The sequence below is a fragment of the Plebeiibacterium sediminum genome (assembly GCF_026013605.1).
Taxonomy (GTDB): Bacteria; Bacteroidota; Bacteroidia; order Bacteroidales; family Marinilabiliaceae; genus Saccharicrinis; species Saccharicrinis sediminus.
Window position 1 is genome coordinate 1 of sequence record NZ_JAPDPJ010000088.1, and the last position, 17,699, is coordinate 17,699.

At 31.7% G+C, this 17,699-nt stretch carries 16 protein-coding genes; 15 read left to right on the forward strand and 1 reads right to left on the reverse strand.

The features are described from left to right. The first annotated feature begins 140 nt into the window (after window positions 1–140). Genes OM075_RS22170 through OM075_RS22235 form a run of 14 tightly spaced genes read left to right on the forward strand, consistent with a single transcriptional unit; the run spans window position 141 to window position 14,787 of the window. Complete coding sequence (locus OM075_RS22170; RefSeq protein ID WP_301192748.1) at window positions 141–1,448, forward strand: ABC transporter ATP-binding protein; 1,308 nt, start codon at window positions 141–143, stop codon at window positions 1,446–1,448. After that, window positions 1,445–2,095: a CatB-related O-acetyltransferase gene (locus tag OM075_RS22175; protein ID WP_301192749.1), complete on the forward strand. Its 651-nt coding sequence runs from the start codon at window positions 1,445–1,447 to the stop codon at window positions 2,093–2,095. The genes OM075_RS22170 and OM075_RS22175 overlap by 4 nt, the downstream gene beginning before the upstream one ends. Further along, a complete protein-coding gene (locus tag OM075_RS22180) occupies window positions 2,088–3,008 on the forward strand; it encodes a glycosyltransferase family 2 protein (RefSeq protein ID WP_301192750.1) in 921 nt (306 codons plus the stop codon). The genes OM075_RS22175 and OM075_RS22180 overlap by 8 nt, the downstream gene beginning before the upstream one ends. 34 nt (window positions 3,009–3,042) lie before the next feature. Next, the gene (locus OM075_RS22185) at window positions 3,043–3,909 is read left to right on the forward strand and encodes an alpha-1,2-fucosyltransferase (RefSeq protein WP_301192751.1); all 867 of its coding nucleotides are present in this window, start codon (window positions 3,043–3,045) and stop codon (window positions 3,907–3,909) included. Between the two features lie 3 nt (window positions 3,910–3,912). Beyond that, window positions 3,913–4,854: a glycosyltransferase gene (locus OM075_RS22190; RefSeq protein WP_301192752.1), complete on the forward strand. Its 942-nt coding sequence runs from the start codon at window positions 3,913–3,915 to the stop codon at window positions 4,852–4,854. Continuing rightward, window positions 4,854–6,041, forward strand: a complete 1,188-nt coding sequence (locus tag OM075_RS22195; RefSeq protein ID WP_301192753.1) for a glycosyltransferase family 4 protein — start codon at window positions 4,854–4,856, stop codon at window positions 6,039–6,041. Before OM075_RS22190 ends, OM075_RS22195 begins: the two co-directional genes overlap by 1 nt. Further along, window positions 6,022–6,924: a glycosyltransferase family 2 protein gene (locus OM075_RS22200; protein ID WP_301192754.1), complete on the forward strand. Its 903-nt coding sequence runs from the start codon at window positions 6,022–6,024 to the stop codon at window positions 6,922–6,924. The genes OM075_RS22195 and OM075_RS22200 overlap by 20 nt, the downstream gene beginning before the upstream one ends. An 11-nt stretch (window positions 6,925–6,935) precedes the next feature. Continuing rightward, on the forward strand, window positions 6,936–7,688 hold the full coding sequence (locus OM075_RS22205; RefSeq protein ID WP_301192755.1) for a polysaccharide pyruvyl transferase family protein: 753 nt from the start codon (window positions 6,936–6,938) through the stop codon (window positions 7,686–7,688). Beyond that, entirely contained in the window at window positions 7,688–8,659 is a 972-nt protein-coding gene (locus OM075_RS22210; protein ID WP_301192756.1) for a glycosyltransferase family 2 protein, read from the forward strand. The genes OM075_RS22205 and OM075_RS22210 overlap by 1 nt, the downstream gene beginning before the upstream one ends. 2 nt (window positions 8,660–8,661) lie before the next feature. Beyond that, on the forward strand, window positions 8,662–9,939 hold the full coding sequence (locus OM075_RS22215) for a glycosyltransferase family protein (RefSeq protein ID WP_301192757.1): 1,278 nt from the start codon (window positions 8,662–8,664) through the stop codon (window positions 9,937–9,939). A 4-nt stretch (window positions 9,940–9,943) separates the two neighbouring features. Next, on the forward strand, window positions 9,944–11,215 hold the full coding sequence (locus OM075_RS22220) for a glycosyltransferase (RefSeq protein WP_301192758.1): 1,272 nt from the start codon (window positions 9,944–9,946) through the stop codon (window positions 11,213–11,215). A gap of 56 nt (window positions 11,216–11,271) precedes the next feature. Beyond that, the gene (locus tag OM075_RS22225) at window positions 11,272–12,414 is read left to right on the forward strand and encodes a glycosyltransferase family 4 protein (RefSeq protein WP_301192759.1); all 1,143 of its coding nucleotides are present in this window, start codon (window positions 11,272–11,274) and stop codon (window positions 12,412–12,414) included. A gap of 17 nt (window positions 12,415–12,431) precedes the next feature. Then, on the forward strand, window positions 12,432–13,784 hold the full coding sequence (locus OM075_RS22230; protein WP_301192760.1) for a hypothetical protein: 1,353 nt from the start codon (window positions 12,432–12,434) through the stop codon (window positions 13,782–13,784). Further along, the gene (locus OM075_RS22235; protein WP_301192761.1) at window positions 13,777–14,787 is read left to right on the forward strand and encodes a glycosyltransferase family 4 protein; all 1,011 of its coding nucleotides are present in this window, start codon (window positions 13,777–13,779) and stop codon (window positions 14,785–14,787) included. Before OM075_RS22230 ends, OM075_RS22235 begins: the two co-directional genes overlap by 8 nt. 12 nt (window positions 14,788–14,799) lie before the next feature. On the opposite strand, the gene OM075_RS22240 is transcribed toward OM075_RS22235, so the two are convergent. Beyond that, window positions 14,800–15,978: a glycosyltransferase family 4 protein gene (locus tag OM075_RS22240; protein WP_301192762.1), complete on the reverse strand. Its 1,179-nt coding sequence runs from the start codon at window positions 15,976–15,978 to the stop codon at window positions 14,800–14,802. Window positions 15,979–16,236: 258 nt separating this feature from the next. Between OM075_RS22240 and OM075_RS22245 the strand changes: the two genes are divergently transcribed. Beyond that, entirely contained in the window at window positions 16,237–17,346 is a 1,110-nt protein-coding gene (locus OM075_RS22245; RefSeq protein WP_301192763.1) for a nucleotidyltransferase family protein, read from the forward strand. The last annotated feature ends 353 nt before the right edge of the window (window positions 17,347–17,699 follow it).

Consider the following 17,699-nt stretch of genomic DNA (forward strand, 5'->3'; position numbering starts at 1 on the left):
ATTCGCATCCATTTGCGTAATTAGCGGACGAAAAAAAATTGCGTAGCAATCATTATCCGTTTAATCCGCTTAATCTGTGGACAAAAACAAACTACTGCGAAGCAGTAACTTTACATTAAAAATTTCGTTGACAATATCATATGTCGAAGACAGTAATAAAAATAGAAAATTTAAGTAAGATCTACCGTTTAGGTGAAGTAGGTACTGGCACGTTAAGTCATGACCTCAACCGCTGGGTACGCATGAATATCCTTGGCCAGGACGACCCTTACGCCAAAGTAGGCCATGTAAACGACCGCACCCAAAAAGCCCAAAAAGGCGAGTTGGTAGCCGCTCTGCGCGATATCAACCTCGAAGTAAAAGAAGGAGAAGTGCTGGGTATCATTGGTAAAAACGGAGCAGGTAAATCTACTCTTTTAAAACTCCTCTCCCGCGTTACCTCACCTACCACAGGCAGCATTAAGGTAAAAGGCCGCATGGCTTCCCTGTTAGAAGTAGGCACAGGCTTTCACCCAGAGATGACAGGCCGCGAAAACATCTATATGAATGGTACCATTATGGGTATGCGCAAGTGGGAGATCGAACGTAAGCTGGATGAAATAGTGGAGTTTGCCGGCGTGGCCAAATACCTCGACACTCCCACTAAACGCTACTCCAGCGGTATGACCGTGCGCCTGGGCTTTGCCATTGCTGCTCATCTGGAGCCTGAAATACTGGTTGTAGATGAAGTACTGGCTGTGGGTGATGCCGAGTTTCAGAAAAAAGCCATTGGGAAGATGCAGGATGTAAGTACCAATGATGGGAGGACTGTTTTATTTGTAAGTCATAATATGGCTAGTATTGAAACGCTCTGCAATAAAGGAATTATGTTAAGAAATGGCATAGTTACTAACGAAGGTGAGATTAAAAAAGTTATTAATACCTATTTGGAAACCGCCGCCGAATTAAAGCCTTCATTATATTATACTAAAGAAAAAGCACCTGGTAATGATTTCGCAAAGCTATTATCTGTTGAAGTGGTTAATTCTCAAGATATCATTACTGATCGTTATTTAATTGATGAACCTATTAGGATAAAGATTAAATATATCAATAATAAAGCTCAAAATAAAAATACTGCTATTATTCACGTATTAGATGCCGCTGACAATACGCTCTTTGCAAGCAATGAATTCAATTCTCCACAGTGGGACAATATGAGTGGCTATGGAGAACGCACAGCAGAATGTATTATACCTCCCAATTTTTTAGCAGAAGGAAAATACAAGGTACTTGTTGCCATTGGTCACTTCAATCCTAATATGGTGCATTGCATAAAGAAAGATGCTATTGGTTTTAATATAACGGATTCTTTTTCGGGAAATACAGTCCGTAAGAATGTTGGTGGCAATTGGCCAGGGCTCGTTAGACCAATGCTTAAATGGAATATTTCAAATCAATTATTATGAGAAATAAAATAATAAACAAACTGATATACTATTTAAATAAAATAAAGAAACAGCCCCCCAAAGAAAGATTATTATTTACAAATACATTCCCTGAACTAAAAAAATACAATATAGCGGAGTTTACTTATGGGAGACCCGAAGTAATAGATTGGGAGCAAGGGGCATCTCTCAGTATAGGCAAATACTGTTCGATCGCAAAAGGAGTAAAGATATTATTAGGCGGGGAGCACATTACTTCTAATATTACTACTTATCCTTTTAAAGTAATAAATCAAGATTTTCATGAAGTAGACTTTCCTTTTAAATGTCATGATCATGAATGCAAATTGACTGATGCCTGCTCAAAAGGTGATGTTATAATAGGTAATGATGTTTGGATAGGACGAGATGCCATGATATTATCAGGTGTAAATATTGGAGATGGAGCTATTATTGGTGCAAGAGCAGTTATTGCCAAGAATATTGAGCCATATAGTGTTGTTGTGGGTAATCCTGGGAAAGTAATCCGTAAACGCTTTGATGATGAAACCATTACAGTGCTATTAAAATCACAATGGTGGCATTGGTCAAATGATAAAGTACAAAGACACCTACCTAATTTGATGAGCAAAATAGACAAAAACTTGAATACTTGGTTAAATGAATAGAGAAATTATTGCCATCATAGTCACCTACAACGGCTCCAAATGGATTGACAAATGTTTTGGCAGCCTGATTAACTCAACCATACCGATTAAGATATTGGCCATTGATAATGCATCATCAGATAACACTCCTAATATAATTAAAGATCACTTTCCTCAGGTAGAAGTGATTGAAACTATGAAAAACCTAGGCTTTGGAAAAGCAAATAACATTGGTCTCAAAAGGGTACTGAAAGAAAGGGCTGATTATGCTTTTTTATTAAACCAGGATGCTTGGATTGAGCCAGATACAATTGAGAAGTTAATTTCTATTTCTGAAACAGATAATGAATATGGAATAATTAGTCCAATACATCTAAATGGATATGGAGATATGCTTGATTATGCTTTTGAAAGTTATTTGGGAAGATACTCAACAAAAACATTTTATTCTGATTTATACTTTAACAAGGTTAAACCGGTCTATGAAGCCCAATATGCAAATGCAGCAGCATGGCTAATACCACGGGCTACAATTAAAAAGATTGGGCTTTTTAATCCTATTTTCCCTCATTATGGCGAAGATACAGACTACATAGCAAGGCTTAAATATCATAAGTTGAAAATTGTAATTTCACCAATTACAAGAATTTACCATGACAGAATTCAGCATTCTAACAACACTCCTTTAAAGAATTTTAAAAGGATATATATAGATGATTTGAACAAATTATTAAATATCAATTCGAGTTTGCACTTTGCTTTACGTAGGTGGTTAAGTGATAAACTTACAATAATATTTAATAAGATTCTAAAATTACATTTCAAGTTATCTTTTTTAAATCTCATATCCATGTTCAAATCCATACTTCATATTCCTCATTTAATTTCAATCCGAAAGAAATCTAAAATGGAAGGAGCCTTTATTGAGGTATAACCAATTAATATTTATTTGACAATTTATAAAAAATATGATTATATCCAAAATTCAAGGAGGTTTAGGTAATCAGCTTTTTCAATACGCCACAGGCAGGATGTTATCATTAAAACATAATGTGCCATTACTTCTGGATTTAAGTTGGTTTGAAAACAATCAAAGAGATACTAAAAGAGAATTTAAACTTAATAAATTTAATTGCCAATATAGTGTTGCTTCATATAACGATTTATTAGCTTTTGAACATAAACCTTCTAATTTTTTTATCACTAAACTGAAAAAATTAGAGGACATCATTCATTCAAGAAAAGTAATTGTAGAGCATTCGTTTAAAAATATAAATCCGCATATTTTTAAAGCTCCTAAAAACACATTCTTATCTGGTTACTGGCAGTCCGAAGCATATTTCCTTAAAATTAAGGATGTTTTAAAAAAGGAACTCTCTATAAACAACAACAACTTGTTTTTCAGCAAAATAACAGCAAATAAAACTATTACTATTGGGATACATGTTAGACGAGGTGATTATGTGACTAATCCAATATACAAAAAAAAATTTGGGACATGCTCTCTAGATTATTATAAGAATGCTATCAACTATATTAACATGCATACCATTAATGCTCATTATTATATTTTCTCAGATGATATTTCATGGTGTAAATTGAATTTAAAGATTCAACATCCTCATGAGTATGTTCAAACAAAATCTGATATTGAAGATTTTGCTTTATTAAAACAATGTCACCACCAAATTATTGCTAATAGTTCATTTTCTTGGTGGGCGGCTTGGTTAAATACTAACAATAATAAAATAGTTATAGCACCAAATCAATGGCAGAATAATGCAAGTACCAATGGAATAAATTTAAGACTACCTTCTAATTGGATAACGCTTTAATAAATGAATCAGTCTACCCCTCTCTTCTCCATCTTAATTGCTAATTACAATAATGGTCAATATTTACAGCAATGTATTGATAGTATATTAGCTCAATCCTACACCAACTGGGAAATAATAATTGTAGATGATGCATCGAATGACATAATAAGTCAAAAGATATATAACAAATACAATAAAGACAGTAGATTTACAATAGTTTCCAATCAAACCAACAGAGGATGTGGTTATACTAAACGTAAGTGTGTAAAAATGGCTAAAGGTGAAATTTGTGGATTTGTTGATCCTGATGATGCGATTACAAAAGAAGCACTTGAGGTAATGGTCAATGAGCACAATTATTCAAAGAATCTTAGCCTAATATACTCTACACACTATATTTGTAATAGCAATTTAGAAATTGAAAAAATTGCTGATTATGTTGGTCTTATTAGCAAGAAAGAATCATATCTGAGTAGTAATTCAAATAAAGTTTCACACTTTGCTTCTTTTAAAAGAAAATTATATTTTAAATCTAGTGGTATTGACGCTAATCTAGAAAAAGCTATTGACCAAGATCTTTATTTCAAGTTAGAAGAAGTTGGTAATATAAAATTCATTAATAAACCACTATACTTATATCGAATTCACGATTTTGGAATTTCTCAGTTTAAAAACAATATAGAAGCTCAACTTCAATTTGTTAAAATTCAAAAAAGAGCATTCAAACGAAGATTATTTAATAAAAGTATCAAAGTCAAGAATATTAATTTCATTCTTCTAGCAAAAAAAGAACTTATAGTTAATAATGCCATGGCTCTTCAATTGTTCAAAAAAGGAGAAATTGCAAAAATGTATATGCTACTATTAAAGAATAGTAAATTATTTCTTTTTGATTATAGGTTTCTAATTTTAAGAATGGCAATTCTTCCTTTAAAACAATACTTCACTAATTTGCTAAAATAATGCTACTAAATAAGCATAATACAATTACTTTTATTACTAATAATGTAGATGGTGGGATAGCGAGTTTTATTAGGTATTTAACAAGAAACAACATTTCTAACAATACTATAATTGTAATAGCAACCACCGATATTTCTAATAAAAATACTGATAAGATAAATCCTAAGAATTTCTGTAATAATTTAATATTTAAAGAATTTAAATACCATAAATTTGATAAAAGAAATAGAATATTAAAGAGACTTTATAAATTGATTCCTGAAGACTCAATAATCGTTGCTAATGATTGGCTTGAATTAGAAATGTCTTCTTATTTAAAAATTAGGAATCCTTTAGCATATATACTACATGGTGACTATCCATATTATTACAACCTTGCTAAACAGCATCAAAATAGTATTGATTCTTTTATTACTATAAACAAAGGTATGCAAAGTAAATTAGAGAAATTAATACCTCATAGAATAAATGATATAACCACACAATATCCTCCAGTACCTTATGTTCCTGCTAAAGAAAACAATATGTCAGATAAACCATTAAGTATAATCTATGCAGGATGGATTAATGATAATAAAGGTGTCTTCCTTTTCCCAGAAATAGATGCTAGATTAAAAAAACAAAACACAATAGTTAGCTGGAATATATATGGTATTGGTAATATTAATGAATTAAGGAAATTATGGAAAAACTGCGACAATGTTAAATTCCATAATAAAATTGCCAATAAAGAATTAATTCAAGAATATAAAAATAACGATATTGTCATATTATTGTCTAAAGCAGAAAGTTTAGGTTTAACTATTATTGAAGGAATGAAGGCCAGTCTTGTGCCTATCGTAAATAAATTAGAAACAGGAATTTGCGAATTTATTTCAAATAATGAAAATGGCTTTTTAGTCGATAGAAACAATATCGAAAATATAGTATCTATTATTTCAAACCTTAACAAACAAAGAGATTCTTTGCTCTATATAGGCAATAATGCGAGACAAACATCAAATAAATTATTTGACGAAAAAACAAATTCCAAACTTTATTTTGAAAAGTTTTATTCAGCAAAACTTGATTTGAAAAGGAAAATTAACACACAATTTTGTTTTTCCAATCGATTGGATAATTCTGTCTTACCGAATCTTTTAGTTAGAAATATAAGATTAATAAAAAATGCAACAACCTCTAATTAGTATTTTAATGACGGTTTATAACCGTGAAAAATATATTGCTCAAGCTATTCAAAGTGTATTAGATTCGTCATATTCCAATTGGGAACTCATCATAGTCGATGATCAAAGTACTGACAAATCTGTCGAAATAGCATATAAATTCGAGAAAATAGATAAACGAATAAATGTTTATGTTAATGAAAAAAACTTAGGGGATTATCCTAATAGAAATAAGGCCGCAAGCTATGCTAAGGGAAAATATATAAAATACCTTGACTCTGATGATTTAATTTACCCTCATGGTTTGGAAGTCATGGTAACATCCATGGAGCTATTCCCTAAAGCAGGTTTTGGTATTAGTTGGCATACAACTAAAACTCTTATTCCATTCCCATTTTGTGTTAGTTCACGAGATGTATATAAACAACAATTTCTAGGTAACGGCTTTTTCTCAATCGGTCCAACAGGGGCTATAATCAAAAGAGAGATATTTGAAGAATTAGGTAAATTTACAGAAATGAGATATTCTGGAGACTTTGATTCATGGCTCAAATTTAGTGCTGAATATGATGTAGTTGTTTTTCAACCAGGTCTACATTGGTGGCGCATACATGAAGAGCAAGAATATAATTTGGGTCAAGATCCTAGTAAGTACTTAAAGTGTACTACTCAAATTAGCTTAAAATATTTAACCTACATTAGATCACCATTATATAATAATGAAACCAAATTGGCAATACAATGCTTAAAACAAAGACAAGCAAGAATGTTTTATTCTCATGTTTTAAAATTAAATTTTAAATACGCATATAAATATTATATCAATTCAAGTATTACACTAAAATCTTTATTTAAAGGATTAAAAAAATCAAAAATTCATTTCAATATTTGGGATAACCTATAACTTAATTCATAATGATTTTAAAAGAGTTTTATTTACTTGCTGAAACAATCAAAAATATAAGCAAAGGAAAAAAAATATATTATGTAGCAAATCCTGGTAATTGGGGTGATGCACTTATTAGATATGCAACAATAAAATTTTTTAACGACCATAATATAAAGTTCAAAGAACTGCGTGCTATAAAAAAGACGGATTGGATAATTCCAATTCTTAAACATGGCGTTTTAGTTTATGGAGGAGGTGGAGCTTGGTGTGAAAACTGGAACCACTCATACAATATACTTAAAAACAAAACTCATCTTTTCAAAAAAACCATAGTCCTCCCTTCTACTTATCAAGGAGAATATAAGTTAACTAATACTTTATTCTTTAGAAGAGACGAATTTGAAAGTAAAAAGTTTATGCCCGAATCTGTTTTCTGTCATGATATGGTTTTGTACCTTGATAGCATAAAAACAAAATTCCCATCAAAATATTGTACAGGTAATTTCTTTAGAATGGACAAGGAAGGCAGTGGCAAAGCTGTAGAAATTGAAAACAATGTCGATATTACCAGAGATAAAGATATACATTCTCCTATTTACCCTTTTATCGATGAATTATCAAAATGTAATGAAATTAATACAGATAAACTTCATATCGCTATCTTAGGTAGTCTTTTAAATAGAAAAGTTAACTTCTATCCAGGTAACTATTTCAAAAACAAAGCTGTTTACTTTTCTAGCATCAAAGATTTTTTCCCAAACACTAATTTTATTGATTAATGAACCCAAAGGTTTCAATTATAGTTCCAGTATATAATGCAAGTAAATATATAGAAGAATCCCTTCATTCATTATTTAATCAAAGTTATTCAAACATTGAAATTATTGCTATTAATGACGGTTCTACCGATGATTCCATAGATATCTTAAGTAAATATAGTAATAAAATAAAAATCATTGATCAAAGTAATATGGGACAATGTAAAGCTTCAAATAATGGCTTAAAAGTTGCTACAGGAGAGTACATAAAGTTTTTTGATGCCGACGATATAATGAATCCCAACCATATTGAACTTCAGATAAAGAAAATAAATGGACAGAAAGATTGTATTGCTTCTTGTGAATGGGGACGGTTTTATAACAATGACCATAACAGTGCACAGTTTGAACCTGAATCTGTTTGGCAAGATTTACCAAGTTTTGATTGGATAAAACAAGCCTTATCTCAAAAACATGACATGATGGGAGCCTGGCTATGGCTAATACCTATAGAAGTTATTAATAAGTGCGGAGGTTGGAATGAAGGATTAAGTCTTAACAATGATTTTGAATTTAGTATTCGCTTATTACTTCAATCTAAAGAAGTATTGTTTACAAAAGGAGCCAAAATATACTATCGCTCAGGTCTAGAATCTAATTTGGCTAACACAAAATCTCTAAAAGCATATCAATCAGCCATATTATCTACTGATTTAGGTTGTAAACATATTTTAAGTAAAGAAAATTCTGAAATGACAAGATTAATATGTGCTAATAGGTATCAAGATTGGCTATTTAGAATATATCCTTCATATCCTAATTTAACAAGACTAATCAAACTTAAAATAAAGGAACTAGGAGGTAGCAATAAAAGAATGGAAGGAGGTAAAGTTTTCAATATAACCTCTTCTTTTGTAGGGTGGAAACTAGCAAAACGAACTCAACTATTTTTATATAAAGTTGGTTATATTCCTAAAAATCCCCATAAGTAACAATGAGAAGAAAAATTGTATTTCTAACAACCAATAACCTGCCAACCAATCCTCGGTTATTAAAAGAAATTGATGTTGCTAAAGAAAGCTACTCAGTTACGGTTATTTTATGGAAATTAGGTAACTGGAGTGACGCAATAAATGAAAGTCAGTTAAAAGAACGTTCTTCTGTTAAATTTATACAGCTCGATGCCACTCCCAAAAGAAAAATCCATTGGCTATTTTGGGCCTTATTGGAGAAACTGATCAGGTATATTTATCCAATTGTTAAATCAAATGTATTCTTTAATGCATTATGTCATACCCGACGCTCAATACAAATATACCACACTTTAAAAAAGATAAAAAATATTGATTTATTGGTAGCTCATAACTTAGGCTCTCTATACCCTACTTGGAAATTAGCTTCAAAAAAAAATATCCCTTTTATATATGATATTGAAGATTATGACCCAGGAATATTCGTGCCTGAAGCAGGAGAACACTATAAATCCTGCACTGAATATCTATTAAAAAAATGCGCTCCTTCAGCCAATGCATTAACCAGTGCCAGTCCACTTATTGGAAAATATACACTTAAACAGATAGGTGGTCATCCGAATTATCATGTAATCTTAAATAGTTTCCCAGCTTCAGAATTCAAAGAACCTTCAAATCAAAGAATTAACGAATCAACTAATCAACTTAAGTTGATCTGGTTCTCACAAACTATTTCTTTTGGTCGTGGCCTTGAACAACTTTTCGAAGCTCTATCGCAAATTGAACAATCAAATAATCAACAAATCGTTCTTACACTAATCGGCAACCTTGATCCAGTCTTTGACCAACAAATCATCCAACCATTACTTAAAAATTTTGCAAATCATCTAATCAACAAATCATCTAATCAACTAACTATTAATTATATCCCCCCCCTCTCCCAACCTGCTCTCCACGCTGAACTAGCCAACCATGATATTGGACTGGCTTTAGAATTTAACAGTACAGATTTAAACCGACAACTTTGTTTAACCAATAAAATCATAGCCTATGCACAGGCTGGATTATTCATTTTAGCAACAGACACAGAGGCTCAAAAAATTTTTTTAAAAATAAATCCTTCTTTAGGTAAGATTACTGAACAAAGTTCATGTAAATTAAAGAGTACCATTAAATACTTATTGAATAACAAAGAAGATATTTATCAAACAATAATTCAACGCTTTAACTCAAGCAAATCACTTTGCTGGGAAAATGAATGCCAAAAATTAAAGTTTATTTGGAAAGAGATCATAAATTAATTCTATGCCTAAATTACTAGTTATATGCCCAACATTTCCACCAGTTAACACACCAGATCATCATAGGGTACGAATCAGCATTCCCTGGTTTATTAAGTGGGGATGGGAGGTTACTGTTTTGGCTGTAGAGCCTGTATATACAGAAGCTCCAATAGATGCTGTACTTGAACAATTCGGTGAATTTTGCCGAACAATTAGAGTAAAAGCTTTACCTGCTTCTGCAACAAGAAAAGTTGGACTTGGAAACCTGGGATACAGAGCCTGGTGGCAATTAAAGAAAGCAGGTACTGAACTTATTAAACAACATAACTTTGACTTAATATATTTTAGCACCACCGTTTTTCCAACTATGACATTGGGACGTATTTGGAAAAAAAAATTTGATATTCCTTTTATTCTGGATATGCAAGACCCATGGCGTAACGACTTTTATTTAAATAAACCTAAACATGATCAACCTCCTAAATACAAAATAGCTCATTTTTTAGACTCTAGACTAGAAAAGTGGACCGTTCCTTATGCTGATGGTATTATCGCTGTATCATGGGCTTACCCTGATAAATTAAACCATAGATATAATACAAATATCCCTTCAGCAGTCATACCATTTGCAAGTAGTAAAGCAGACTTTGATATAGTAGAAAAGTTAAAGATAAAAAATCCAATTTTTCAAAGAAAGAATGGTCGTATACATGTTGTCTATACTGGGGCAGTAACTCCTGGTATGCCTATACCTCTAGAATTGATGTTTAAGGCATTTATGTCGATAATTAATAGTACTAATCTAGATATTCACCTATATTTTGTTGGTTCATCCTATGCTCCTGAAGCCACTTCCATTGCCATACCGATTGCACAAAAAGTTGGAATAGAAAAATACGTAACTGAAATGCCAGCAAGAGTTGGCTTTTTTGAAGCAATCAAAGTTATGTTAGATGCGGATTTCATTATCCTTCCAGGATCTATGGATGCGGGTTATACAGCCTCAAAGATCTACCCTTACATCTTGTCTGAAAAATCCATTATTGCCCTTACCCATGAAAAAAGCAGTGTTTCCACTATTCTAAAAGGCTGTAATACAGGTCCTGTAATTACCTTTAATAATAAAGAGCAATTATTAGCTAAACAAAATGAGTTAGAATCAGCAATTAAAACCTTAATAAGAAATAAAGAATTTAAAGCAAATACCAATTGGGATTTTTATAAAGAATATTCAGATGAAACAATGGCATCCAGACAAATCGACTTTTTCAATCAAATAATTAAATTACAATGAAGCGTCTGGCTATTATCACTACACACCCTATACAATATAATGCGCCTTGGTTTGCTATGTTAACTAAAGAAGCTGAACTGAAACTTAGAGTATTTTACACATGGAGTCAAAAGGAACAAGATAACTACGATACTGATTTCAATCGGAAGATTGACTGGGATATTCCATTACTGGAGGGGTATGAGTATCAATTTATTCAAAATTTGTCTAAAAATCCGGGGATACATCATTATAATGGTATTGATTGCCCTTCTCTCAATAAAGAAATTGAAAATTGGCAGGCAACACATATTTTAGTATTTGGTTGGAACTTTAAGGCTCATTTTAAGGCAATGCGCCACTTTAAAGGAAAAATACCTGTCTTGTTCAGAGGTGATAGCACATTATTAGATTATAATATAATAAATTATAAGCAAATATTTGAAGGTAAAAATATTAAGTCTCAAATTTTGTATGGTAAATCATATATCAAGTACCTTTTTCGAAAAGCTTTCCTAACATATATATATAATAAAATTGATACGGCCTTTTATGTAGGTACAAATAACAAAGACTATTTCGTAGCACATGGTCTTAAAGAAAATCAATTAGTATTTGTTCCCCATGCCATCGATAATGAACGTTTTTTTGATAGTTATGAAAAACAATATGAAGAGAAAGCAAAAAAATGGAGACAGGATTTAGATATTAAGAAAAATGATAGAGTAATTCTATTTGCTGGAAAACTAGAAAAGAAAAAAAATCCGCAAATACTTCTTGATGCCTTTACTCATATAAAGAAGAATAATCCTAATTTTAAATTAATTTTCTTAGGCTCGGGAGAACTAGAAAAAGATTTAAAATCAAAATCCTCTAATTTAAATGACGTTTATTTCCTGCCTTTTCAGAATCAATCCATGATGCCAGTTGTTTATCGTTTAGGTGACATTTTCTGCTTGCCCTCCCAAGGACCAGGAGAAACATGGGGTTTGGCTGTTAATGAAGCTCTAGCTTGCAACAGGCCTGTATTAGTAAGTGATAAGGTAGGATGTGCCTATGATTTAGTAAACATAAAAACAGGTTCAGTTTTTGAGAGCAATGATAGAATCAGTTTACAAAATTCACTTATTAATTTCAATTTATATGAACCTCAGTGGAATGCTTCTCTTTGGTCATTTCATAATATTTCAAAAAATATTATAGCATTCCTTAACTCTTAAAATCCTTCAGCAAAACTATGCAATCTCAAAAATTATATATTTATATTTTCCTATTTCTATTGCTTGCTAGTGCTTTTCCTATTCCTTATATATCAATGCTAAGTATTGGTATATTTTTATTTGCCCTATACCTCTTTATTAATAAATTAGGTAAAACTATACCCCTTAAAGAATTAGCATTCTTAGTTGCCTCCATTCAACTTCTTTTATCTTCTTTTTTAGCCTTTTATATACAAGATCCAGATAAAGCTTTTCTACCCAAAATACCCCCTGAAGATTACTTTTATTATGCTGTACCTGGTATAATATTATATGCTTTAGGGTTATTTACATTTGATTTTGACATATCAACTACAATTATTAATACAAGACTATCTTTATATGACAAACAGAAAATAGCCAAACAATTTATAGGTATTGGTTATTTAGGAGTAGTAATAACTCCCTTTGCCCCAGGTGGATTAAGCTATTTTTTTACTCTTCTTATATTCCTCTCTTATATTGGTGGTATAATTGTTTTATTGGATCAAAATTCTCTTGAACAAAAAACATTTTGGGTTATATTAGCATTTCTACCTGTATTAAGAGATGCTTTTTTTTCAGGTGTGTTCTTTCTTGCTTTAATTTGGGTGACTTTTGCCTTTCTTTATTATATGTTAAAATATAATCATCTGTCTTTTACTAAAAAATTCATCACTATCCTGTTTGCAATATATATGACCATGACACTTGATGGCGCAAAAAAAGATTACCGCGAGATTGTATGGGAAGACAGTGGAAGAAACATCTCATTTATAGAAAGAAGTAGCTTATTAGGCAAATTAATTCTTGAACGATTAACTTTTCAAAACTTCAATGATGAGAATAATGTTTCTGCTCGAATAACTCGGGCCAATCAAGGAGCTTTAGTAACTTGGGTAATGAATTGGGTACCAGAAAAAGAATCATATGCGAATGGTTCTACAATTAAAGATGCCGTAATTGCAGCAATCTTTCCACGATTTTTAATGCCCAATAAGGTCAAAGCTGGAGGTAAAGAAAGTTTTGAACGCTTTACTGGTCAAAAACTCCGTGGATCCACAAGTATGAATATAAGTCTATTAGGAGAAGGATGGGCTAATTATGGCTATTGGGGAGGATTATTATTTATGTATGCAGTAGGTTTATTTTACTCTTTTGCTCTCAAAAAGTTTACCTCACTGATTGGAAAATATCCTATCTATTTTTACTTTATTCCATATCTTTTTATCTATATTATTAAAGCTGAGGACGATCTCTTAACACCATTGAATCATATTATAAAAGCAAGTATTACATTGTATTTTCTTCATTATCTTTTAATAAAAAAAAATGTGACGGTTTATGAATAAAATAATAAATTATTTTCATCGCAAACCATATAATTTTCATTTTAGTATTGAACAGCTTTTTTCCAATATTCAATCACAATTTTCATCTGAAATTAGCTGTAATAATGTAATCTTACCATATTATAGCAAAGGAATGCTATCCAGAATAAAAAATGGCCTTTTTGCAAAACAAAAACAAGGCTTAATAAATCATATTACCGGCGATATTCATTTTATCACGCCCTTCCTCTCTAAAAAAAGAACCATCAATACCTATCATGATTTTACCTTTTTAAAAAACTCAAAAGGTATAAGCCGCTTTATTCTATGTTTCTTTTGGGTATATCTACCGGTAAAGAGATCGAAATACTTGACCACTATCTCAGAAACTACTAAACAGGAATTAATTAAATATGGTCGGTGTAAACCGGAAAAAATTGTTGTTATTCCTAATATCATTTCCAACCAATATAAGGCAGTTAAAAAAACATTTAATAAAGAATGCCCAACTATCTTACATATTGGTACCACACCCAATAAAAATCTGGATCGTTTAATAAATGCATTAGAGGGTGTCAGATGTAACTTACAAATAATTGGGAAACTAAATGATACAACTACCACGCTATTAAAACAAAACGATATTAATTATATAAACCAATTTCAGATCCCTGAAGAAAAACTTAGACAAGCTTATATCGATTGTGATCTGTTAAGTTTCTGCTCTTTAAACGAAGGTTTTGGCTTACCTATTCTCGAAGCCCAGGCTACTGGTCGTCCTGTTATTACTTCCAACCTATCATCAATGCCTGAAGTAGCAGGCGATGCTGCATGCTTTGTTGATCCTTATAATACAGATTCAATCAAAGAAGGTATCGAGAAGGTTATCGCAAATGAAGAATATCGCAATACTTTAATATCTAAAGGACTTGAAAATGTAAAACGCTTTAATCCCAAAGTCGTGGCATCACAATATGAAGCTCTTTATAATAAAATTTATTCAGAACTTCAATCGAACAAATAAACAATTCGACAACTAAACAAACAGTCCCACATTTCCCTCCTTCAAACTAGGATTATTAATAAACTTCTCTGCGCTGCTTCTGGCTCCTTTACACAAACCATTAAACTCTTCCTGCTCCATCTCCATCAAAGCAAGTAATGATTTAGTCCAATCTTCACTTTTATCCTTTAACCTTTCTCCTTTAACCTTTAAGGGTATTTCCCATCCACATTTCTCATCCTGCAAATTTCTCCATGGTGTTTGATCACTAATTAAAACTGGTCGTCCGGCCATAAAACTTTCTAATATAACATAACCAAAATTCTCACCTCTCGAAGGCATAAATAAACAGTGATATTCAGCTAATAGTTGAAACACTTTATTACCTTCAATAACACCTTTATAATTTACTGATATATTTTGGGGTAGTCGATCTATTAATTCTTTACATTGTTTCCAATACTCTGGATCGTAAACAGGCCCATAAAGATCAAACACTATGTGATCTTCAATATTTCCCAGTTCTCTCAATTTTTCCAGTGCAAACAAAGTATTCTTTTCAGGAGAAATTCTTGCAATAGAAATCAGTTTTAATTCCCCTTTCTCCTTTTTTATTTTCACCTGCTCAGGAAGTTCTTTTACTGGTAAATGAGGTGCCTCTTTTATATCAGCACAATTACCAAAAACAGTTTTTATATCTTCGACTTCACTACTACTGGTTGCATGAAACCTTACATTACGATATAATCCTGTGAGCTTAGCAATTTTTAAAAAAAGTAATTTCTTATTCTTCTTTATTCCAATGGCAGATGCTGCCAACATGCCATATGTACCAAGTACAATTCTATTCTTAAAATATAATCGTTTTAAACTTATTAGCGGTAGAATTGAAAACTTCCAGGAATATACACCATTTACATAAGCAAAATCTGGATTAATCTCATTATATAATCTCTTATATAACTTATGTGTTATATTACTTTCTGAGGTATAAAATACTTTTTCTCCTTCATTTCTTTCTAACCAAATATCACTTTCTATTCCGGAATAAGGTTTCTTCTCCTGAAAATCTGTATTTCGGGTTATAATATAAAAATCAAAACTATCCCTAAGGTAACTTACCATATTAGCAAAGGCACGTTGGCCACCTCCGGCTTTATATCCAGGTAAATACCAATCAATAAAGGCAATAATTCTCTTTTTCTGTTGCATTGAAAAGTAAATTTGTGGCTAAAGATAAGTTTTTGATCAGTAGAAATAAAGACTTTTATAAAAGTACCTTACTTCAAAATATATGCTCTGATTAAAATTATATAATAATTCACCATATAAATATGTTACGCCAACAGGTCTAAAGACGCTGTCGTGTTCGCATTTTATAAATTGGAAACAATCTCCAAACCTGACAGCGTTGCAAACCTGTCAGCGTTAAAATCGAACTAACCGAAAAATAACTATCTTGCATCCCATATGGGAATAAAATCAAAAATAGATCAATTGGCTCCTGAAGAACAATGGGTATTACAAACAGTTCTTCATTCGGAAGTAAGTAAAATTCCCCTTCCCCACAACCTTGAATACAGTCACACTTTTGCCTTAAAAAATGGGTTGGCTCCCTATTTATTCAAGCAATTAAATCACAGTAAAAGCATACGTACAAACGAACTCATTGCATCACTCAAAAAAGATTATCTCACCTCTTTTATTCGTAATACTATACATCTGACAGTTTGGGAAGAAGTAAAAACGCTATTTAAAGAACACCACCTCTCTCCTATACCATTAAAAGGATTGGTATTAGCCACACAAGTATATACAGATCCTGCACTACGCCCCATGAGCGACCTGGATATTCTTTTCCTGGAGGATCAGGCACAAACGGCCTTTGATTTACTGCTAAAATATGGTGGAAGTAGCCATCAGCAAGAGGCTGGTCACGATAAAAAAACCGGCCATCAATTACCTGGTTTAACCTATAAGGGTGTACTAATTGAAATACACAGAACACTTTTTGATACAGATATCCAATACAATATTCCCAATGTGTATTTGAAAGATTTCCTATTTCAAAAAAAAGGAATCACCACCTTTACACCTGAAATTAACTTTATCTATTTTTGTTTGCATGCCTACCATACCATGCGCCGGGGAGGAATTCGCATCAGCTGGTTTCTGGATTTAATCCTCCTATCCCAAAAGGAACATTTAAATACAGAAATATTGATCAAACATTTAAATGCTTTGGCATTGCTAGAGCCTATTCAACTAATCACATCTCAAACAGAGTTTCTATTCAGGTACGCATTTGATTTTATTCCTGACCATTTCAAAAGAGTATTAACAGAAAAAGAACAAAATGATTTGATTCGTTTAATTCACCACAGCGATCAGCAAAATACTGATTTCAGTTATAGTATTGCTCTTGAACGATTAAAAAACACAAAAGGTATTAAGAACAAAATGTCATTTTTAAGAAGTGTATTATCCAGTGATAAAGATGGTAATAAAAACATTATAACAAGAACGATGTCTCTCATATATAAATTGAGTAAATACTATCTGAATAAATTAAAATCGTAATAGTATTGGTTCCCCCCACCCTTTTAATGTTAATGTGCGACACCTCAGGAATCGTTTTTTGTTTAGAGATACATCTTTTCTATAAACGTTTGATACCTCCGGCATCATCTATATACCTTACCAACACAAATCAGTTGATATTAATCAACTCAATACAAAACGTTTTGAAACTCCACATACAATACTATCATTCGAGAAAATCAACAATAATTCGATGACTAAATACCAATTAATTGCAATGCAATTAAAATTCGTACCATTCGTGGATCAAAATAATTGGCAAATAAGCAAATAAACAGATAAACCGAAATACTATTGCCTGCATTTTGAAGGACATTCCATCAAAAATTGAG